The following is a 20398-nucleotide window of genomic DNA, read 5'->3' on the forward strand; positions in this document are numbered from 1 at the left end:
GGCAACGGGATGCCGTTGACGGAGCGGGTGCGATCGCCACCGCTGCCCGGCCGACTCCTGATGCCGTCCGCCGGAACGCCGATGATGACCGGCGGCGACGAATACCACCCCGCTGGCTTCTACACCGCCTCCGACACCAACGGCAACGGCATGGGCCGGCTCCAGTGGTTCGCCCCCGCCGGCACCACCCCGGACGGCGCGTACTGGTCCCGCGACACTCTTGCTGAGCGTCAAGTAGAGAGACGCGGCGGCGGCTTCACCTGACGGGGCGAGGCCACCGCCGCATGTCACGCCCTGTCCGAACGGTCAGGACGGGCAGCCGGAGTCCGCTATGACGTAGTAGCCGGACGAGGTCTCCTCAAGGGTGTGCGTGACAGCGACGTTGTAGAGGCCCATGTTCTGGTTGGAGCCGTTGGCGTAGACATAGCCGCCGCTCTGATGGGCGCGGCCCGCCGCCACCTGGTTGTAGTTGTTGGCGGTGAAGCACTGCGGCTGGTATCCGGTGGTGGTGGCCGAGACCGCCGACGACTGGGAGCCGGCCTTGCCGCCGGAGTCCACTGCGGCGACCGTGTAGCCGTAACCCGTACCGGAGTTGAGCCCCGTGTCGGTGTACGACGTGCCGGCCGTCGAGCCGACCTTGGTGCCGCCGCGATAGACGTTGTACGACGCCGCGCCGCTCACCGCGGACCAGGACAGGGACACGGTGGTGTCGGTCGTGCCGGTGACCGTGAGCCCTGAGGGTGCCGGCAGGCTGCCGGTGCCGCCCCCGCCGGAGGTGTCGAGCCCCCAGAACTTCGCGGTCCAGTACGACGAGCAGATGTAGTTGAGGTAGTACGTGCCCGTGCTGCCGCACTGGTCGGTGGCGGAACCGGGGTTCACCGCGAGGCCGTGTGCCATCCCTGAGACGGAGAAGGTCTCCACCGCCGGCCTGCTGTTCGCGTCGTTGTACATGGCCTGTGTCGTGCCGCCGGTCAGGCTCGTGGTCGAGGACGGGGTCTGGCTGATGCCCCAGACGTTCGTCCACTGGTCCCGTTCCTCGGTGGCGTTGGCCGGGTTGACCGTGCTGTCACCGGTGCCCTGCCAGATCGCGACGCGCGGCCACGGCCCGCCCCAGCCGCCGGAGGCGCTGCGCACCGCGTCGCCCCACTGTTGCGGCGTCTCGTTCACCGCGTTGTACTCGCAGGTCAGGCCGCTCGACAGATCGGTCGCGCAGCCGGCCGGGATACCGGAGTCGATGGCGCCGCCCGCGAACACGTCCGGGTAGTCGGCGAGCATGACCGAGGTCATCGCGCCGCCCGCCGACAGGCCCGTGACGTAGACGCGGCTGGAATCGCTGCCGTAGTGGGACTTGGCGTAGTCCACCATCTGCTTGATCGACAGTGCCTCGCCCTGGCCGCGGGTGTAGTCGGAGGACTGGTACCAGTTGAAGCAGGAGTTGGCGTTGTTGGAGCTGGTGGTCTGCGGGAAGACCAGCGCGAAGCCGTACATGTCTGCGTACTTGGGCCAGCCGGAGTGGCTGTAGTAGTCGCTCGCGCTCTGGGTGCACCCGTGCAGGGCCACGACCAACGGCGCGCCGGACGGCAGGTTGTCGGGGACGTACTGGAACATCTGCAGACTGCCGGGATTGGAGCCGAAGCCCGTCACCTCCTTCAGGCTCGCGGCCTGCGCGGGGGCCGGGGAGAGTCCGAGGACCACTGCGATCAGGGACAGGACCAGCGCCGCCGAGGAGGCGGGGCGCGGCCACGTTCGGCGCCACCAGCGGCGCGGTAGCGAATGGGGGGATGTGGGGTTCATCGTGCCACCTGGGTGCTCGCGTCGGTCGGGGAGGTCGGGGACAGCCGCGTCCCTTCTTCGAATGCGGGTGCGTGGCTGCGGAGTTACGGGGACGTTACGTCCGGCCTTACGCGGCGGTAATGGAGATGCACCCCACCTCCCGGCAGCCGGGCGTGTGGGTCCTCAACGTTGTGGAGCACTTCGCTCCGGCGGCGGGGAGTGGTGGTCCCACTTCTCGCCTGTCGCGTCGGTGGCGTTCGATCAGGGAGCGGGACGGGCGAGGAGCCGCCGCGCAGCAGGTGCCGCAGGTCGGGCAGGCCGCCACGGGCGGCTGTCTGGTCGACGACCGCCAGACCGCCACCGCCGAGCGCGCCGTGCGCCCGCTGCCCCGGACCGGTCGGCGGCGCGAGGTCGTGGCCGGTGTGGCGTCGCCCTGTGTGCGTGTCCCGATCTGCTCACCCTCGCGTACTCGCTCGCCGACGGTGACGTACAGGAACGTCTGGTGCTCGTACCCGGCGCCGCAGGTGACGTCGGCACCGACGCGTATCACCACGCCTCCCGCGAGTGCCCGGACGGCCGTGCTGCGTAAAGTCGCGGCACTGAGTGCCGTCACAAGGCGACACGGAGCCTGTCACGCCCTGCGAGCAGAGCGGTATCGGATCGAACCGTGCCGGTACGGCCAGATGCCCGGTGCGCGTCCGATACTGTGCAGCGCGGCGGTGAAGGCGAAGGCATGCGCGGACGGCCTGATCCCGCTGTCCACGGCTCCGAGGACGACGACCGTCGCGGTGCCCACGGCGTCCCCGCCTCGGGGCGGCCAGGACGCTCCCGGGTGCCCGCGCATGACGTCACCCCAGGCCACGGCCCATGGGTCCGGCTCGGTGCCATGGATGATCAGGGCGCTGCTCGCGGACGACGACGCGGCCGCGCGCAACCCCCGGCAGGGTGTCCTTTCCGCGTTGAGATTCCGGGCACCCTGAGTCAGCATCAGGCATGGAAGGTACCTTTCATCCGGTTCTCAGGGAACGAACGGAGCGCTGTGAGTACTCCGCGGGACACACCTGACGACACAGGGCGTGGAGTGGACGAGGCGATCCTCGCTGCGCTCTTCTCCGAGTCGCCCATCGGCCTGCACGTCCTGGACACCCAGCTGCGCATCGTGCGCTTCAACTCCGCCGCACGCCACATCCACTCCTTTCCCCTGAAGGGCTATCTGGGCCGCCCCCTGGGTGAGCTCCTGCGGGACTACGGCGTCGAGGACGCCGACGTCATCGAGTCCATGGTGCGCGAGGTCCTGCGCACCGGCACGCCCAAGCGCGACGTCCTGATCAGGCTGCGCTCACGCCGCGAGCCGTACACGGAGGCCGCAGCCTCGGTGTCCTGGTTCCGGTTGCAGGATGCGCAGGAACGCCCACTGGGCGTGGCGGCGGCTCTCCTGGACGTCACCGACCGGTACCGGGCGCAGGCGCGGCTGGCTCTCCTGGAGCGGGCGAGTGGTCGCATCGGCACGTCGATGGACCTCTTCTCCACCGCCCAGGAGCTGGCCGACGCCGCCGTTCCCGAGTTCGCCGACACCGTCACGGTCGATCTGCTCGACCCGGTGCTGCGCGGCGAGGCACCCGAGTCCGGACCGCTGGTCGGCGGCATCCCGCTGCGCCGCGCGGGCTGGTCCTCGATGCACAGCATCGAGGAGTCCGGGAGCCCCATGGCCGGGGAGGTGAGCGGCTTCCCCGCCGAGTCACCGTTCCGGCACAGCATGGCGGACCTGCGCCCGCGCCTGATCGGCCGGCTCGATCCCGAAGCCGGGTGGTTGAGCAATGAACCGTTCCGCTACCGCCTGCTGACGGCCATCCAGGTCCACTCGATGATCGTGACACCGATGCGCGCCCGCGGTCTCGTCCTCGGACTCGCCTGCTTCTACCGCTGGCGCTCCCCCGACGCGTACGAGGACGACGACCTGACGCTCGCCGAGCAGCTCACCGCCCGAACCGCGCTGTACCTGGACAATGCCCGACAGTACATCCGCGGCCGCTCGGCGGCTCGCCTCCTGCAGCCCACACCGAGACCTCCCGAATTCCCCGTCCACAGCGCGGTCGAGACCGCACACAGCTATGTGCCCTGCCAGTCCGGCGGCGACTGGTTCGACGTCATCCCCCTGCCCGGTGGCCGGGTGGCCCTGGTGGCGGGAGCGATCTCCGGGCAGGGCACCGGTGCCGTGACCGCCATGGGAGAGCTCAGAGCCGCCATCGGCGCCCTGGCCGCGCTCGACCTGCCGCCCGACGAACTCCTGGAGCGCCTGCACGAACTCGTCGCCCGGCTCAGCGGCCAGGAGTCCCACCCGTCGCAGGACGCCTCCGGCAGCCTGATGATGGGTGCGCATTGCCTGTACGCGATCTACGACCCCGTGACCCGGCAGTGCGCCATGTCCCGTGCGGGTGCACTGCGGCTGGTCGCCGTCCTGCCGGGCGGAAGCGCGGAACTCGCCGGCATCCCGTCCGGCCCGGCGCTGGGCCAGGGCATGCCCGCCTACCGGACGGCGGAGCGCGAGCTGCCCGAAGGCAGTGTCCTGATCCTCAACAGCACGGCCTTGCCGAGGGGCTGTTCACTGTGGGATGTCGAGGGCCGGCTCGACGAGGTGAGCGCCCTCTTCGCGGGCGGTCGCCGGTCGCTCCAGGAGGCCTGCGACGCCGTCACGCGCGTCCTCGTCCATGAGCAGCCCGGTCGGCCCGATTACGACGTGAACGTGCTGCTGGCCAGAACCCGCGCTTTCGGTCCCGACCGGCTTGCCTCCTGGGAACTGCGCCACGAACCCGAAAGCGCGTCGAAGGCCCGGAAGCTCACCGCCGACCGGCTCACCGCGTGGGAAATCGACGAACTCGCCTTCACCACCGAGCTGGTGGTGAGCGAACTGGTGACCAATGCCGTCCGCTACTCGGACGGGCCGATCGGACTGCGCCTGATCCGCGATCGCACCTTGGTCTGCGAGGTCACCGACACCAGCAGCACCGTCCCGCAGCTACGGCGGGCAGAGGACACCGACGAGGGCGGCCGCGGTCTGTACCTCACCGCCCAACTGACCCAACGCTGGGGCACCCGACCCGCCCGGCGCGGAAAGATCATCTGGGCCGAGCAGACCATCCCCGACGACTCCCCCTGACCTGGCAGGCAGGCGCTGCTCCCGGCTCCAGTCGATCTCTGTTCAGACGCTCGGAGCATCGTCCTCCGGGCAGCCCTGGTCAGTGACGTACAGCGGTTGTCCGCCCATGGCCGGGTGCCCGCACCGCCGCGGAATGCACCGCGCGCCCAACCGGGGGGCGCGGCCCGTGGCATTTTGCACCCCCGGTGGCCCGGAGTGCCGAGCCGCCCGGCGCATCACCGGCCCGCTTCCAGCCGCCGAGCACCGAGTGCTGCGAGGCGCGGCAGCCGGGAAGTCCCCCAGGGTGGCATCCAGCGGGTTGCCGACCACCGGCCGGCCCTGGTCGTCCACCTCCGTCTCCGTGCGCAGCCCCAAGGCCCAGCAGCGGGGACCGCATCTGGTGCCACAGGACGAGCCACGCCCGGGCTCGGTGCGAGTGGACTCGTTGGGTCCCCAGCGCTTCAGCCGCCGTGCCGCCTCCGCCGACGACAGCCGGCGTCGGTGACCTCGGCTTCTCGCAGCACTTCACAGGTGGGCCGAGCGGCCGCCGCCGCGGCACGCCCCGCGACCGCCGGCCGCACGGTGGTCACCATCACCGGCCACCCCCTGCCCTGGGCGCCTGCCCGACCGCACGGAACGACACGCGTATGCCGCGTCTGGCCCGCACGAGGCGTCATGGACTTCATCTGCGCCGGCCATGTCGGCGCGTGTACCGAGGAGATCAGCCGCACAGGCGAACAACTGGGCACATTCCTCCCGTCGTTCGGCCACCTGCCCCTTGTCGGCGTCACGTTCCGCCCCGACCGCGCACCGGGCTGACGACGGACCGGCGGAGTCCCTCGATCAGTCGCCGTGCGAGCCTCCCGCTCCCGCCCCATGCTGGAGGTGAGGGGGGTGTGACAGCGGAGGAAGTGGTGGAGATGCGGACCGTTGTCGACCTCACGCGCTGCCAGGGCTATGCACAGTGCGTGTTCCTCGCGCCGGAGGTGTTCCAGCTGCACGGCGAGGAGGGGCTGCTCTATGCCACTGCAGTACCCGACGATCAGGTCGAGCGCGTGCGCCAGGCCGCCGCGGCTTGCCCCGTCCAGGCCATCCTCCTGGGAGAAGAGGTGAGCACTGGTGCCCGGTGACCTCAAGGACGGCCGTATCGTCATCGTCGGCGCGTCGCTGGCCGGGCTGCGGGCCGCGGAGACCCTGCGCGAGGAGGGCTTCACCGGCTCACTGACGGTGGTCGGCGACGAGCCCCACGCGCCCTACGACCGGCCGCCGCTGTCCAAGCAGGTGCTGCTCGGGCAGGCGACGGCGGACACCACCGAGCTGCCGATGCGCCGGGACACCGAGGCCGAATGGCGCCTCGGCGTGCGCGCCACCGGTGTGGACCTGCTGGCCAAACAGGTGCTGCTGGCCGACGGCGAGTCGCTGCCCTACGACCGGCTGCTGATCGCCACCGGCACCCGGGCGCGGCCCTGGCCCAACCCTGAGGAAGGCGCCCTGGACGGGGTGTTCACCCTGCGCACGCGCGAGGACGGCGCGGGACTGGCCGAGCGGCTGGCCGCGAGGCCGGAACGGGTACTGGTGATCGGCGCCGGCTTCACCGGCTCGGAGATCGCTTCCGCCTGCCGGGAACTGGGACTGCAGGTCACGGTCGCCGAACGCGGCCCCGCACCCCTGGTGGGCGCGCTCGGCGGCACCCTGTCCAAGCTCGCCGCCGTCATGCAGCGCAACCACGGCGTGGACCTGCGCACCGGGGTGACGGTCACCGCCCTGAACGGCAACGGCGCCTTCACCGGCGCGGACCTGTCCGACGGCAGCCGCGTCGAGGCGGACGTGTGCGTCGTGGCCCTGGGCGCAGTCCGCAACGTGGAGTGGCTGGCGGACTCCGGGCTGGCGGCGGGCCCGCGCGGCATCGCCTGCGACGCCGGCTGCCGCGCCTTCAACATGTACGGGATCGTCACCGACGACGTCTTCGTGGCCGGCGACGTCTCCCGCTTCCCCCACCCGCTGTTCGGCTACCAGATGCTGTCCCTGGAACACTGGGGCAACGCGGTCGAGCAGGCCGAGGTGGCGGCCCACAACATGGTCAGCCCCGGGCCGCTGCAGCGCCCGCACCTGGCCGTCCCGGTGTTCTGGTCGACCCAGTTCGGACTCAACATCAAGTCGGTGGGCGTGCCCACCTACTCCGACCACGTGGTCATCGCCCAGGGCTCCCTGGAGGCACGCCGGCTCGCGATGGTCTACGGCTATCAGGGCCGGGTCACCGCCGCCGTCACCGTCGACATGGCCAAGGTGCTCGACTACTACCGGCACCTGATCGAGACCGCCGCTCCCTTCCCGCCCCCGCCCGGCGCGCAGGACCGTGCGATCGCCGCCGACATCACGATCCCCTCCGCCGTACCGGACCCCTCCGTGCTGTCCCACGGCCCGACCGTCGCACTCACCGGTCACCTTCCCGACCGCCGGCTGACGGTGGTGTAGCCCACATCCCGCCCCCTACGAGGAGCCACCATGGACTCCGCGACCTTGCTGGCACGGATCACCGACTACGCCAGCCGCCCCAACCCCTATCCGCTGTACGCGGAACTCCGCGAGGCCGGTCCTGTGGTCCAGCAGGCCGACGGCAGTTACCTGATCGGCACCTACCACCACATCGCCGCTCTGCTCCACGACCCACGGATGAGTGCCGATCCCCGCACCCGCGGCGAGGTGACCCACAAGCCGCCGTTCCTGCGGCTCGACGACCCCGAACACCACAGGCTGCGCACGCTCGCCATGCGGCCCTTCGGGCCTCCGCACAGTCCTGGCCGGGTCGACGGCATGCGCGGCGAGATCGACCGGATCACCAAGGAACTGCTGGAGCCGTTCGAGGCGGGCCGGCAGATCGACATCGTCGACGACTTCGCCTACCCGCTGCCCGTCACCGTGATCTGCCGCCTGCTCGGCGTGCCCCGCGAGGACGAGCCGCTCTTCCGGGCCTGGTCCGACGCGATCGTCGCAGCCGCCGACGTCAGGCCCGACGACGACTCCACCGAGCCGGACAAGGCTGGCGACCAGGCACGGATGGAGATGGGCGGCTACCTGCTGAACCTGGCCGAGCAACGCCGTGGCAAGCCGGGCGACGACCTGCTCTCCGCCTTCGTCAACGAGCCGGACCAGGCCCTGCGGCTCACCCAGGAGGAACTCGCGGAAACCGCCGTACTCCTCCTCATCGCCGGACATGAGACCACGGTCAATCTCATCACCAACGGCGTGCTCACCCTGCTGCGCCAGCCCGAGCAGCTCGACCTCCTGCGCCGCGAGCCCGGCCTGATGCCGCGAGCCGTCGAGGAGCTGCTGCGCTACGAACCACCGGTTCACATGCGCGAGCGCATCCCGCACGCCGACCTCGACGTCGCCGGCACCGTCATCCCCCAGGGCACCTCCGTCATCCTGGTCCTCGCCTCCGGCAGCCGCGACCCCAGGCGGTTCCACGAACCCGACCGTTTCGACCCCACCCGCCCCGACAACCAGCACCTCGGCTTCGGCAGCGGCATCCACCTCTGCTACGGCGCACCCCTCGCCCGCCTGGAAGCCCAGGCCGCACTCGGCGCGCTGCTCCCCCACCTCGGCACCGCCCGTCTCGTCCAGGACCCGCCGCCGTACCGGCAGAACGCCATGCTCCGCGGCCCCCGCCACCTGTCCGTCCAGCTCTGAGGCCGCGCGGCGGCTCACGGCAGAGGGGGCGGGCCTGTGCGGGGCCTTTTCCCGCGGCTTGGTCGCCGTCGGCCAGGGGCGACGCGCAACTGCAGGATCCGCATGGCTACGGCGCCCGCGAAGAAGCCAGCGGACACGCCCCGCGCGGCTGCTCCCGCCGCCGGCTGTCGGAGGCGAGGAGAGGGGGCCGGCTGCCCCGCGTCCTCACCGCTCTGCCCACCGGACGCCTCGGCTACGGCCGCTCGTCGGGCCGCCGCTTCGCCGCTCGGCCCGCCGGCGCTCTCCCGTCACGTGGGAGAACCTCGTCACGCAGGAGTCCGTCGAGTGCCGTGAGAACGTGGCGGCAGATCTCCTCGGGTTCCGCGCTCGCCAGTGGTTCCTGGCCGACGACGACGCGCATCAGGCCGATGCCGAGCAGCCAGGCCATGGCGAGCTGGGCGCGCAGCGTGCCGTCGTCGGCCGAGGAGAGGGCGGCGAGCGCGGCGGCGTACTCCTCCCCCAGCGCGCGGACGGTCTCCGGGGCGGCGTCGGCGCTGCCGATGGAGCGCAGGTAGACGGCCAGCAGCCGGTCCGAGCCGGGTTCGCCGCCGTCTTCCGCGAGGACACCGCGCAGCGCGGTCTCGAACAGCCGGTCCGGGGGCGTGTGGAGCAGCTGCTCCTTGCCTCCCTGCGCCATGACCTCGGTGAGCAGGGCCTTCTTGGACCCGAAGTAGCGGAATATGAGCGCCTGGTTCACCCCGGCCCGGCCGGCGATGTCACGGACCGTGGCCGCCTCGTATCCGCGTTCGGCGAACACCGCGCCGGCCGCGTGCAGGATGCGCGTGCGGGTCCCCCGGGCGTCACGCGGGCGGTGCGCGGCCTCCTCGCTCGCGGGGCTGCCGTCGGACCGGTCCTGCCGCCGCGTTTCGCCGCTGGTGTCCACCCTGTGCTCCCTTGTGCCGCCGTGAGCCCGTTCGCGCGTGCCGAGGAGCCGTCAGAGTAACGGGCCGATTAGCGTCGTTGACCGGCCGGGAAGCACCTCCTAGCGTTGTAAGCGCGTGCTTACACCAGGGAGGCAGCAGTGACGGCTACGGACCACACACCCCTCGCCTATCCCTTCAACTCCAGCCAGGACCTGGCCCTGTCCGCCGCGTACGAGCGAGCCCGTGAGACGCCGGGCCTGTTGCGCGTTCAGCTGCCGTACGGGGAGTCGGCCTGGCTCGTCACCCGCTACGCAGACGCCCGGCTGGTCCTCGGCGACCAGCGCTTCAGCCGGGCCCTGGCCCTCGAACACGACGAGCCACGCGCCTCCGAGGGCCGGCGGGACAGCGGGATCCTCAGCATGGATCCACCCGACCACACCCGGCTGCGCGCCCTGGTCGCCAAGGCCTTCACCGTCCGTCAAGTGGAGAAACTCCGCCCGCAGATCAGGGAGTTGACATCCACTCTGCTGGACGAGATGGAAGCGGCCGGGCCGCCCGTCGACCTGGTCGACCGTTACGCCCTGCCCATTCCGGTCGCGGTGATCTGCCGGCTCCTCGGGGTACCGGAGGAGGATCGCCCCCGGTTCCGCACGTGGAGCGACGCGGCGCTGTCCACCAGCTCACTGACGGCCGAAGAGTTCGACCGCAATCGCGAAGAGCTGCGCGCGTACATGGCCCAGCTGATCACGGCGCACCGCGATCAGCCCCGGGACGACCTCATGACGGCGCTGATCGGGGCGCGCGATCGCGACGACCGGCTTTCCGAGCTGGAGCTCGTCGACCTGTGCGTCGGCATCCTCGTCGCCGGCCACGAGACCACCGCGACACAGATCCCCAACTTCGTGCTCACCCTTCTCGACCACCCGGAGGCGCTGTCCCGCCTGCGCGCCGAACCCACGCTCATCACGAGCGCGGTCGAGGAACTGCTGCGCTTCGTGCCGCTGGGCAGCGGTGCCGGTCAACCGCGGTACGCCAAGGAGGACGTCGAGGTCGGTGGCACCCTGGTGCGAGCCGGGGATGCGGTGCTGGTCGCCATCGGCGCGGCCAACCGTGACGCGCTGCGCTTCACCGCGGCCGGCACCCTGGACATCTCCCGGAACGGCAACGCCCATCTGGGCTTCGGCCACGGCGTGCACCACTGTCTCGGGGCTCCCCTGGCCCGCCTCGAACTCCAGGAGGCCATCGGAGCACTGGTGGCCCGTTTCCCCCGGCTGCATGTCGCCGGGGACATCACCTGGAAGACCGAGATGCTGGTGCGCGGCCCTCGCGTCATGCCGGTGGGCTGGTGAGGCGGCCGTGACCTGGTATCTGCACGTCGCCTCCGGCCGCTGTATCGGCTCCGGGATGTGCGCGGCAGCCGCGCCGGATCTGTTCACTCTGGACGGCGAACACGCACGCCCCGTGAACGAGCGCATCCCGGAGGACGACGACCGCGCTCTCGAGGCTGCCGACATCTGCCCGATGCTGGCCATCACCGTCCGGGACGCGGAGGGAAGGGAGATCGGGCCTCGCGAATGAACGTTGGCATACGCTCGGATGTGATCAATCGGGGATGGCGGCGTTCGACCGGATGTGCCCCCAGGAGGTGAGGCGGTGCTGGTACTGGGGCGCTCCCAGGTCGAGGCCCTGCTCGACGTGGACACCCTCATCGATGCCCTGGGCTCGGCGATGGCCGATCTCAGTGCGGGCCGCGCCTCGGCCCCCGGCCGCATCGCCGCGCCGGTGCCGGAACACGAAGGGCTGCTGGCGGCGATGCCGGGATTCGTACCGTCGGCCGGGATGCTCATGAGCAAGCTGGTCTCCCTCTTCCCGCACAACGCCGGGACACCGCTGCCGACCCACCAGGCGCTGATCGTGGTGTTCGATCCGGACACCGGCGAGCCCGCGGCGTTGCTGGACGGTACGGCCATCACCGCGGCGCGGACCGGCGCCTGCTCCGCCCTTTCCGCCCGGCTGCTGGCCCGTGAGGACGCCACGGTCCTTGCCGTCCTGGGCACCGGCGTGCAGGCCCGCTCCCACGCCTACGCGATGTGCCGTGTCCGCCCCATCCGGCAGATCCGGATCGCCGGCCGGGATCCGGCGAAAGCGGCAGCCCTGGCCGGGGAGCTGTCGGCCGTACTGGACGCCAAGGTCCGCGCAGCGTCCAGCTACGCCGAGGCCCTCGACGGCGCGGACATCGCCGCCGCGGCCACCCATGCCCTGGAACCGGTGATCCGCCACCCCTGGCTGTCACCGGGGGTGCACATCACGTCGGTGGGGTTCAATCCGGCCGGCCGCGAGATCGATGACGCCACGATCGCCGAGGCTCTGGTGTGCGTCGAGTCGCGGCAGGCTGCGCTGGCTCCTTTCCCGACAGGCAGCAACGACCTGATCATCCCGATCGGAGAGGGGCGTATCAGGGTCGACCACGTGCACGCCGAGCTGGGTGAACTCGTCACCGGCAGCACGACGGGACGCAGCTCGCCGGACCAGATCACCCTCTACAAATCGGTCGGTGTGGCGGTGCAGGACGCCGCGGCCGCGGCCCTGGTCGTCGCCGCCGCCCGGGAGCAGTCGATCGGCCAGGAGATCACGTTGTGACACTGAATCCCGGAGTGACCTGGACCACACAACTGAAGGGGTTCCGCCACGGCCGGTGGAGGCGTAGGTTCCGTTTACCCCGTGAGAGCGCCTTCGCAGGCGCCGGTCCGCCAAGTCCCGGGGCGGCGGACCAGCGGGGGCCAACCTTCACATGGTGACGATCCGGCCGACCGCCGCCGTCACGATCCCGAACGGCCGGTGGCCGGGCCGGCTGCGGCATTGTCCTCAGCCGGTCGGGAGGCCCAGGCCGTAGAACGTCACGTGGTACGGGCCCATGTACTCCGCCTCGCCGCCGACGATGAGGTCCTCCGGCTGCCGCACTCCCGCCGCGCGTGCCGTCGCCAGCAGCAGCTCCGCCAGCTCGTGGCCCCGCGGCTCCCCGGGGCCGCCCGCGTCGACGCGCCAGCGGGGGTCGTGGTCGTCGTCCCACACCTCTCGCGTGGCCGGGTGGTCCGCCACCCGGCCCCAGCCCAGGGCCTCTGGTCGCGGGTCCATGTCATGCGGCGGGAAGCAGCCGATCACCAGGCGGTCGTCGCAGGATATTTCGAAGAGGAGTGGTGCGCCGGGGCCCGCCCCGCGGCCGTACACCGGCATGCCGACCGGTCTGCCCAGGGCCGTGGTCTCGGCCGGGAGGGTGGACAGGAAGTCCGCCAGCGAGCCCGTCACCGTCTCCCAGCTCTGCGCGCGCCAGCCGCCGGGGTGGCCCAGGCCCACGTTCGCCGGGTCGTTGCGGCTGCCGAAGAATCCGCTGATCGCGTGTTCCTCGCCGTGCCCCTGGCGCCAGAACCAGTTCTCCAGCGGATCGGTCGGCTGCAGCACGAGCTCGGGGCCTTCCGCACCGGCCCGGAGTTCCAGTGTGTTCGGGCGGCCGCGCCAGCGCAGGTACGGCGTGCCCCAGACCGGCCCTGAGGCGTAGAAGGGACCAAGGTCGCCGTACACGCCCATGATCGACGCCTCGCCGAGCTCCGCCGTCAGCTCCTCCCTCACCGCGCGGAAGGCGGCCGCCTGCGCCGCGGCACCCGTGCCTGCAGGCTTCAGCGCCGGCACCGCGAGCTCCACGTACGCCTCGCCGTTCACGTACGCCTCCTCGAACCGCCCCACCGGGCGCAGGCGGCCCTCCCGGCCAAGGGCAGCGAGCAGGGCCCGGGTGCCTGTCTCCGTCCAGCCGTCCGCGTCGGCCGCGAGCAGGCGCCTTGCCAGGCGAGCGTTCGTCTCGTTCATACGGAGATCATGGCAGCCGGCACTGACAATCCCGGAACTCGGCCACACTTGCCGGGCGTTGAGAAGGCGCGCGGTGATGCAGGAGGTCCGGCTCAGGAAGGTATGACGCCCGGCCGGAACGGTTCGACGCCGACGATGTGGCGCACCCGCTCGGGCTCGACCAGCACGTGTACCCGCTGCTCGCCCTCGAGCAGCCAGGGATATCCGTCCAGGCCCAGGTACTTGCGGGCCAGCCGGTCCATGCCGCGCTCGGCCTCCTCACCCTCCACGAAACGCACCGCGCGGCCGGAGATCTGCACCCGGTCGTAGGGGTTCTCGGCGTCGGCGTGCGAGAGGTGGACCCGGGCGTCGTTGCGCAGGTTCTCCTCCTTGATCCGGCCGACCGAGGTGTTGAAGACGATCAGCCCGTCCTCCAGCCCCAGCCACATCGGCGTGACGTGCGGTGCTCCGTCCGGCGTCACCGTGGCCACGTACCAGAAGTTCGGCTCCTCAAGCCGCTTCCGCACCAATTCGTTCAACTCCGCCGCCATGACCGTCTCTCCTCGCCCTGATCACCTCGTGCACAATCACTCTGTCACAGAGGCACACTGACGGCCTGTCAGTCCTGGGCGCTGTCGTACGGCGGCGATGCCACGAGAGAGAGGCGAGGAGCCCGTGCCGGTCATCGACGTGTGGATGCAGCACCCCACGCTCCGTCACTCCAACCACGAGATGTTCGAGTCGTTGCGCCGCTGGACGGGGCAGGGGCTGCGGGAGGAACCGCTGCCGGTCGAGGCCACCGTGGCGGCCATGGCCGCGGCGGATGTGGAGATCGGCCTTTCGGCCGCCTGGTACGGGCCTCAGGGACCGCTGATCAGCAACGACGAGGTGGCCGAGTTCGTCGCGCAGTCCGGCGGACGGCTGCGCGGGGTCGCAGGCGCCGACCTCACCCGGCCCGTCCGGGCCGTGCGCGAACTGCGCCGGGCCGTTGCGGAACTCGGCTTCATCGCCCTGCGGATCGTGCCCTGGCTGTGGCAACTGCCGCCCACCGACCGGCTGTACTACCCGCTGTACGCCACCTGTGTCGACCTCGGCATCCCCTTCTGCACCCAGGTCGGTCACACCGGCCCCCTGCGCCCCTCCGAAACCGGTCGCCCCATCCCCTATGTCGACCAGGTCGCGCTCGACTTCCCCGAACTGACCATCGTCTGTGGTCACATCGGCTACCCGTGGACCACGGAGATGATCGCGGTGGCCGACAAACACGCCAACGTCCACATCGACACCAGCGCCTACACCGCCCGCCGCTACCCGCGAGAGCTCGTCGAGTATCTGCGCGGCCGGGGCCGCAGGAAGGTGTTGTTCGGCACGAACTACCCCATGATCACGCCTGCCCAGGCGCTGGAACACCTCGGTGACCTCGGCCTGGACGAAGAAGCCACCGAGCTGTTCCTGTCCGGGAACGCCCGCAGGGTCTTCGGCCTGTGATCGCCGAGGCGGCCCGGGTCGGGTTCACCTGCGGTGGCCGTAGTGGGTGATGTCGTCCGTGGTCGCGTAGTTGCCGTGGTCGGCGTCGATGACGGTGACCGGTGCCGGTGGACCGGGGTGTAGTCGTTCGGGGTTGCCGTTCCGGGGTCGGACGTCCGAGTACCGGAGGCCGCGGTGGTGGGTGCCGCGCCCCCGTGACCGGCCTCCGGCCCCAGCACGCCGTAGATCACTCCGCCCACCGCCGCCGTGACGGCCGCCGACACCACGGCGGTCGTCACACGATCCCGGGTCAGCCACCACCGTCCGGCGGGCGGCAATAGCAGCGGGCCGGACGGATCCGCGTCCGGGCCGTCGGACGGATCCGCGTCCGGGCCGTCGGACGGATCCGCGTCCGGGCCGTGGGGGGATCCGCATCCGGGGCCGTCGTCGCGGCCGGCCGGCCGTTGTTCTGATCCGTGGAGGGCGCCGGCAGCGGCGGTGGCGCCGCCCACGGAGTCAGCGCCTTGTCCGCGGCTCCGGAGACCGCCACGGCGAAGGCGATGGCGACCGCCCACCGGTTGGCCGCATCGTGCGTCACCCATAACCCGCTCAGCGCGTACAGCGCCGTCAGCGCGGCGGCAAATGTCCCCGGTGTCACGACGGACGCGCCGGGGAGGGCGAAAGCGGCTGCGAGTCAGATCCCGTCCACGCAGACCCGTTGACCTTGATCGTCTACATCCATAGCCTCCATCTCCATATGTAGACGCTCAGGCCGCATATGAAGACAGCGTTCATACAGGCGAGTTCAAAGGGGAACCGGCCCATGCCACTTGTCGTCGTAGCCGTCGGCGTACTGCTCGTGGCCGTGGGCGTCGGCCTCGTCCGGGGCATTCCGCTGGAGAAGATCCCCGACGTGCTCTCCGAGGGGATCGGCGGGCAGATCGGCGACACCATGCTCACCATCGGGCTCGGCGCGATGGTCGGCCGGGTGATGGGCGACTCGGGCGCGGCCCAGCGGATCGCCGGCCGGCTGCTCGACCTCTGCGGCCCGCGCTGGGCCCAGGTCGCCATGGTGCTGTCCGCCATGGTCATCGGCGTCACGATGTTCTACGAGGTCGCGTTCGTCATCATCGTGCCGGTCGCCTTCACCCTCGTACGGGTCACGCGGACGAATCTGCTGTGGGTCGGGCTGCCGATGTCGATTGCCCTGTCCACCATGCACAGCTTCCTGCCGCCGCACCCCGGCCCGACCTCGGTCGCCGCGACCTTCCACGCCTCGGTCGGACTGACCCTGTTCTACGGCCTGTTCATCGCCGTTTCGGCCGGTGCGCTGGTCGCGCTGACGTGGCCGCGCCTTCCGTTCGTCCGGAGGATGAACCCCTCCATACCCACCGGCCTGGTCAGTGACCGGGTCTTCAGTGACGAGGAGATGCCGGGCATGGGCTGGTCGCTGTCGGTGGCCCTGCTGCCTGTGGTGCTCATCGCCGGAGCCGCGGTGACGGACCTGGCCGCCTCCGGGTCGGGGCCCCTCCTGCACTTCGTCGCGTTCATCGGTTCGGCGCCCATCGCCCTGCTGCTCACCCTGGGCGTCGCGATCTGGGCGTTCGGGCCTCGGATCGGCCGCAGCCTGGAAGAGGTCAGCGCCTCCTGCCGGTCGGCCGCCCAGGCGATGGCGATGATCCTGCTCGTGATCGGCGCGGGCGGCGCGTTCAAACAGGTCCTCGTGGACGGCGGGATCTCGGACTACATCAAGGACACCACCGCCGGCTGGTCGCTGTCGCCCATCATCCTCGCCTGGCTCATCGCCGCCATCCTCCGCGTGGCCCTCGGCTCCGCGACGGTCGCCGTCGTCACCGCCTCGGGCGTGGCACTGCCGCTGCTCACCGGCAGCGGAGTCCACCCGGAGATCATGGTCCTCGCCATCTCCTGCGGATCGATCGCCTTCTCGCACGTCAACGACCCCGGGTTCTGGATGTTCAAGGAGTACTTCAACCTGTCCGTCATCGACGCGATCAAGGCGCGCACCACGTACACGACCGCGCTCTCCGTCCTCGGCCTCGCCGGCGTCCTCGCCATGGAGTCGATTCTGGACGCCTTGAACGTGTGACCGTGCGGCCGGCTTCCAGCAAGCCCGGCAGCGCCGTGCGACCGAAGCACACGGAGCACCTCGGTGTGGCAGACATACCGGGGCACAAGGGGCGGGACATGATGGAGGCACCGATGTGTTCCGCGAGGAGGAGTACGGCATGGCCGAGTCGGGCTCTGGCGACACCGAGGCCGTGGCGAGCGGCAAGTCTCGGTTCGACGACATCTACGACCGGCCGGACCCCCGTATGTACTTCAGCCGGCTGGCCCCGCTGGAGTACGAGATCCCGCACCACGCCCAGCCGGCCTTCCGGCAGGCCGCCGCCGAACGGGCCGCGATCGACGACGGCATCCCTCACCGGCCTGCGGTGCTGGACGTGTGCTGCTCGTACGGGATCAACGCCGCGCTGCTCAACCACGACCTGACGCTGGCGGACCTGTACGAGCGGTACACCTCCCCCGACTGCCTGAAGATGTCGACGGCACAACTCGCGGCACGGGACAGGGAGTTCTACGCCGGGCGGCGCCGACCGGACGCGGTGCCGGTGTTCGGCCTGGACGTCGCGGCCCCCGCCGTGCGGTACGCGGTGGAGGTGGGTCTCCTGGACGCCGCCTTCACCGACGACCTGGAGCAGGGACCGCCGGGACCCGGGCTGAGGCGCGCGCTCGCCGAGGTCGGCCTCATCACGTTGACCGGGGGTGGCAGCTATGTCACCGCCCGCACCTTCACCGCGCTGCTCGACGGTGCCCGCAGACCGGTATGGGTCAGCGCGTTCGTGCTGCGGACGGTGTCGTACCACCCGGTCGTGCGCGCATTGGCCGCGCGCGGTCTGCACACCACGCTCGATGTATCCCGCACCTACCCCCAGCGGCTCTTCACGGACGAGCGGGAGCGCCGGTATGCGATCGATACGGTCCGGGCGCTGGGCCATGATCCTGCCGGGCGCGAGGAGAACGGTCGTTTTCACAGCCTGCACTACGAGTCCCGGCCCGGCACCCCCTGACAACCCGCCGCGGAGCGTGCTCGCTTTCCGCCATCGGCCAGGGCGCCGAGAATGGAGGTGACGAGGAAGGAGAGTCCAGATGGCGCGTCCAGTCGGCATAGACCTGGGAACGACGAACTCCGTGGTCTCGGTCCTCGAGGGCGGCGAGCCCACCGTGGTCACCAACGCCGAAGGTGCCCGTACGACGCCTTCGGTCGTGGCATTCGCGAAGAACGGCGAGGTGCTGGTCGGGGAGGTCGCCAAGCGGCAGGCCGTCACCAATGTCGATCGCACCGCGCGTTCGGTGAAGCGGCACATGGGCGATCACGCCTGGCGGTTCCCCGAGCACGGTGACATCGACGGCAAGCGCTACACGGCGCAGGAGATCTCCGCACGCGTGCTGCAGAAGCTGAAGCGGGACGCGGAGGCGCACCTGGGCGAGGACGTCACCGACGCCGTGGTCACCGTCCCCGCCTACTTCGACGACGCCCAGCGGCAGGCGACCAAGGAGGCCGGGGAGATCGCCGGCCTGAACGTGCTGCGGATCATCAACGAGCCGACGGCGGCTGCGCTGGCGTACGGCCTGGACAAGGAGAACGACCAGACGGTCCTCGTCTTCGACCTGGGCGGCGGCACCTTCGACGTGTCCCTGCTGGAGATCGGCGAGGGCGTCATCGAGGTCAAGGCCACCAACGGCGACACGCACCTCGGCGGCGACGACTGGGACCAGCGGATCGTCGACCACCTGGTCACGACCTTCAAGAACAACTACGGCATCGATCTCGCCAAGGACAAGATGGCCGTGCAGCGTCTGCGGGAGGCCGCCGAGCGGGCCAAGGTCGAGCTGTCGAGCTCGACGGAGACCAACATCAACCTCCCCTACATCACGGCCTCCGCGGAGGGCCCGCTGCACCTGGACGAGAAACTCACCCGCGCCCAGTTCCAGCAGCTCACCTCCGACCTGCTGGAGCGGTGCAAGGGCCCGTTCCACAACGCGGTCAAGGACGCCGGGATCAAGGTGTCCGACATCAACCACGTCATCCTGGTGGGCGGCTCGACCCGGATGCCCGCGGTGACGGACCTGGTGCGCGAACTGACCGGCAAGGACCCGCACAAGGGGGTGAACCCGGACGAGGTGGTGGCGGTCGGCGCCTCGCTCCAGGCCGGTGTCCTCAAGGGCGAGGTCAAGGACGTCCTGCTGCTCGACGTCACCCCGCTGTCCCTGGGAATCGAGACCAAGGGCGGCATCATGACCAAGCTGATCGAGCGCAACACCACGATCCCGACCCGCCGTTCGGAGATCTTCACCACCGCCGAGGACAACCAGCCCTCGGTGACCGTGCAGGTCTACCAGGGCGAAAGGGAGATCGCCGCGTACAACAAGAAGCTCGGCATGTTCGAGCTCACGGGCCTCGCACCCGCGCCGCGCGGAGTGCCGCAGATCGATGTCGCCTTCGACATCGACGCCAACGGGATCATGCACGTCTCGGCCAAGGACCTCGGCACCGGCAAGGAACAGAAGATGACCGTCACCGGCGGCTCGGCACTGCCCAGGGACGACATCGACCGCATGGTCCGCGAGGCGGAGCAGCACGCCGAGGAGGACCGCAGGCGCAAGGAGGCCGCGGAGACCCGTAACCAGGCCGAACAGCTCGTCTACTCCACCGAGGGGCTCATCAGGGACAACCCCGACAAGATCCCGGCAGACGCGAGGAGCGAGACGGAGAGCGCGATCACCGAGCTGAAGGAGAAGCTCAAGGGCGAGGACACAGCGGCGATCCGGCAGGCCATGGAACGTGCGGCCGAGGCGGCGCAGAAGATCGGTACGGCGATGTACGAGGGCTCCCGCGCGGAGACCCAGGCGTCCTCCGGTGCGGACACGTCCTCCGCAGCCGCCTCGGACGAGGGCGTGGTGGACGCCGAGATCGTCGACGACGACAAACCGGAGGCGGGCTGACGATGGACAAGGGCCGGCTGCACCACCCGGACCCCGCCGAGCTGCAGCGTCTGCTGGAGGAACGCACGGCCGACCTGCAGCGGGTGAAGGCCGAGTACGACAACTACCGCAAGCGGGTGCGCCGGGACCGCATGGCCGTGCGCGAGATCGCCGTGGCCAACGTCCTGCGCGCCCTGCTGCCCGTCCTGGACGCCGTCGACCGCACGTGCGCGCACGAGCCCATGACGCCGGGCCTGAAGGACATCACCGACACCCTGGCCGGCCAGCTGGGATCCCTGGGGCTCGAGGTCTTCGGGGACAGGGGCGACCCCTTCGACCCCGCGTGCCACGACGCCGTCACCCATCACGTCTCCTCCGACACCGACCGGCTGATCTGTACAAAGATCCTGCGCCCCGGCTACCGGCTCGGTCCCCGGCTGCTGCGCCCGGCCAACGTGGAGGTCACCGGGCCGGAGCCGGCCGCGAGAAACCCGCTCGAGCACGATCGAGCGGCGCCCCGGTTCACGATGATCGACGCCGGTGACGGTCCCCGCGGCTGCGGCGCGTAGACGGACGACGCCGCACG

General features: G+C 70.7%; 18 protein-coding genes. 14 read left to right on the forward strand and 4 right to left on the reverse strand.

Going from position 1 to position 20398, the window contains the following annotated elements:
• Window positions 1–27 precede the first annotated feature (27 nt).
• Entirely contained in the window at window positions 28–264 is a 237-nt protein-coding gene (locus tag LMU33_RS05460; RefSeq protein ID WP_228617831.1) for a hypothetical protein, read from the forward strand.
• A 42-nt stretch (window positions 265–306) separates the two neighbouring features.
• Here the strand turns inward: LMU33_RS05460 and LMU33_RS05465 are convergent, their stop codons facing one another.
• The gene (locus LMU33_RS05465) at window positions 307–1794 is read right to left on the reverse strand and encodes an extracellular catalytic domain type 1 short-chain-length polyhydroxyalkanoate depolymerase (protein WP_228617833.1); all 1488 of its coding nucleotides are present in this window, start codon (window positions 1792–1794) and stop codon (window positions 307–309) included.
• Window positions 1795–2615: 821 nt separating this feature from the next.
• Here LMU33_RS05465 and LMU33_RS05470 point away from each other — a divergent pair.
• From LMU33_RS05470 to LMU33_RS05490, 5 genes are all read left to right on the forward strand, one after another.
• Window positions 2616–2753 (forward strand): hypothetical protein, encoded by a 138-nt coding sequence (locus LMU33_RS05470; RefSeq protein ID WP_228617835.1) that lies wholly within the window; start codon window positions 2616–2618, stop codon window positions 2751–2753.
• Window positions 2754–2854: 101 nt separating this feature from the next.
• A complete protein-coding gene (locus LMU33_RS05475) occupies window positions 2855–4930 on the forward strand; it encodes a SpoIIE family protein phosphatase (RefSeq protein WP_228617837.1) in 2076 nt (691 codons plus the stop codon).
• Window positions 4931–5829: 899 nt separating this feature from the next.
• Complete coding sequence (locus tag LMU33_RS05480) at window positions 5830–6039, forward strand: ferredoxin (RefSeq protein ID WP_228618354.1); 210 nt, start codon at window positions 5830–5832, stop codon at window positions 6037–6039.
• Entirely contained in the window at window positions 6029–7384 is a 1356-nt protein-coding gene (locus tag LMU33_RS05485) for an NAD(P)/FAD-dependent oxidoreductase (RefSeq protein WP_228617839.1), read from the forward strand. The genes LMU33_RS05480 and LMU33_RS05485 overlap by 11 nt, the downstream gene beginning before the upstream one ends.
• A gap of 30 nt (window positions 7385–7414) precedes the next feature.
• A complete protein-coding gene (locus LMU33_RS05490) occupies window positions 7415–8599 on the forward strand; it encodes a cytochrome P450 (protein ID WP_228617840.1) in 1185 nt (394 codons plus the stop codon).
• Between the two features lie 232 nt (window positions 8600–8831).
• On the opposite strand, the gene LMU33_RS05495 is transcribed toward LMU33_RS05490, so the two are convergent.
• Window positions 8832–9521, reverse strand: a complete 690-nt coding sequence (locus tag LMU33_RS05495) for a TetR/AcrR family transcriptional regulator (RefSeq protein WP_228617842.1) — start codon at window positions 9519–9521, stop codon at window positions 8832–8834.
• A gap of 138 nt (window positions 9522–9659) precedes the next feature.
• Here LMU33_RS05495 and LMU33_RS05500 point away from each other — a divergent pair, with 138 nt between their 5' ends.
• From LMU33_RS05500 to LMU33_RS05510, 3 genes are all read left to right on the forward strand, one after another.
• Window positions 9660–10850, forward strand: coding sequence for a cytochrome P450 (locus LMU33_RS05500; protein WP_228617844.1), 1191 nt, complete (start codon window positions 9660–9662; stop codon window positions 10848–10850).
• 7 nt (window positions 10851–10857) lie between these two features.
• On the forward strand, window positions 10858–11079 hold the full coding sequence (locus tag LMU33_RS05505) for a ferredoxin (RefSeq protein WP_228617845.1): 222 nt from the start codon (window positions 10858–10860) through the stop codon (window positions 11077–11079).
• Between the two features lie 75 nt (window positions 11080–11154).
• On the forward strand, window positions 11155–12141 hold the full coding sequence (locus tag LMU33_RS05510) for an ornithine cyclodeaminase family protein (RefSeq protein WP_228617847.1): 987 nt from the start codon (window positions 11155–11157) through the stop codon (window positions 12139–12141).
• A gap of 225 nt (window positions 12142–12366) precedes the next feature.
• On the opposite strand, the gene LMU33_RS05515 is transcribed toward LMU33_RS05510, so the two are convergent.
• Both LMU33_RS05515 and LMU33_RS05520 read right to left on the reverse strand, forming a co-directional pair.
• Window positions 12367–13362: a hypothetical protein gene (locus tag LMU33_RS05515; protein WP_228617848.1), complete on the reverse strand. Its 996-nt coding sequence runs from the start codon at window positions 13360–13362 to the stop codon at window positions 12367–12369.
• A 92-nt stretch (window positions 13363–13454) separates the two neighbouring features.
• The gene (locus LMU33_RS05520) at window positions 13455–13892 is read right to left on the reverse strand and encodes a PPOX class F420-dependent oxidoreductase (RefSeq protein ID WP_228617850.1); all 438 of its coding nucleotides are present in this window, start codon (window positions 13890–13892) and stop codon (window positions 13455–13457) included.
• Window positions 13893–14016: 124 nt separating this feature from the next.
• Here LMU33_RS05520 and LMU33_RS05525 point away from each other — a divergent pair, with 124 nt between their 5' ends.
• From LMU33_RS05525 to grpE, 5 genes are all read left to right on the forward strand, one after another.
• Window positions 14017–14829: an amidohydrolase family protein gene (locus tag LMU33_RS05525; protein WP_228617852.1), complete on the forward strand. Its 813-nt coding sequence runs from the start codon at window positions 14017–14019 to the stop codon at window positions 14827–14829.
• A gap of 802 nt (window positions 14830–15631) precedes the next feature.
• Complete coding sequence (locus LMU33_RS05530) at window positions 15632–16915, forward strand: gluconate:H+ symporter (RefSeq protein WP_228617854.1); 1284 nt, start codon at window positions 15632–15634, stop codon at window positions 16913–16915.
• A gap of 115 nt (window positions 16916–17030) precedes the next feature.
• A complete protein-coding gene (locus tag LMU33_RS05535; RefSeq protein WP_228617855.1) occupies window positions 17031–17897 on the forward strand; it encodes a hypothetical protein in 867 nt (288 codons plus the stop codon).
• A 79-nt stretch (window positions 17898–17976) separates the two neighbouring features.
• Window positions 17977–19833 (forward strand): molecular chaperone DnaK, encoded by a 1857-nt coding sequence (dnaK, locus tag LMU33_RS05540; RefSeq protein WP_228617857.1) that lies wholly within the window; start codon window positions 17977–17979, stop codon window positions 19831–19833.
• 2 nt (window positions 19834–19835) lie between these two features.
• The gene (gene grpE / locus LMU33_RS05545; protein WP_228617859.1) at window positions 19836–20381 is read left to right on the forward strand and encodes a nucleotide exchange factor GrpE; all 546 of its coding nucleotides are present in this window, start codon (window positions 19836–19838) and stop codon (window positions 20379–20381) included.
• Window positions 20382–20398: the final 17 nt, after the last annotated feature.

It is taken from the genome of Streptomyces barringtoniae (genome assembly GCF_020819595.1).
GTDB lineage: Bacteria > Actinomycetota > Actinomycetes > Streptomycetales > Streptomycetaceae > Streptomyces > Streptomyces barringtoniae.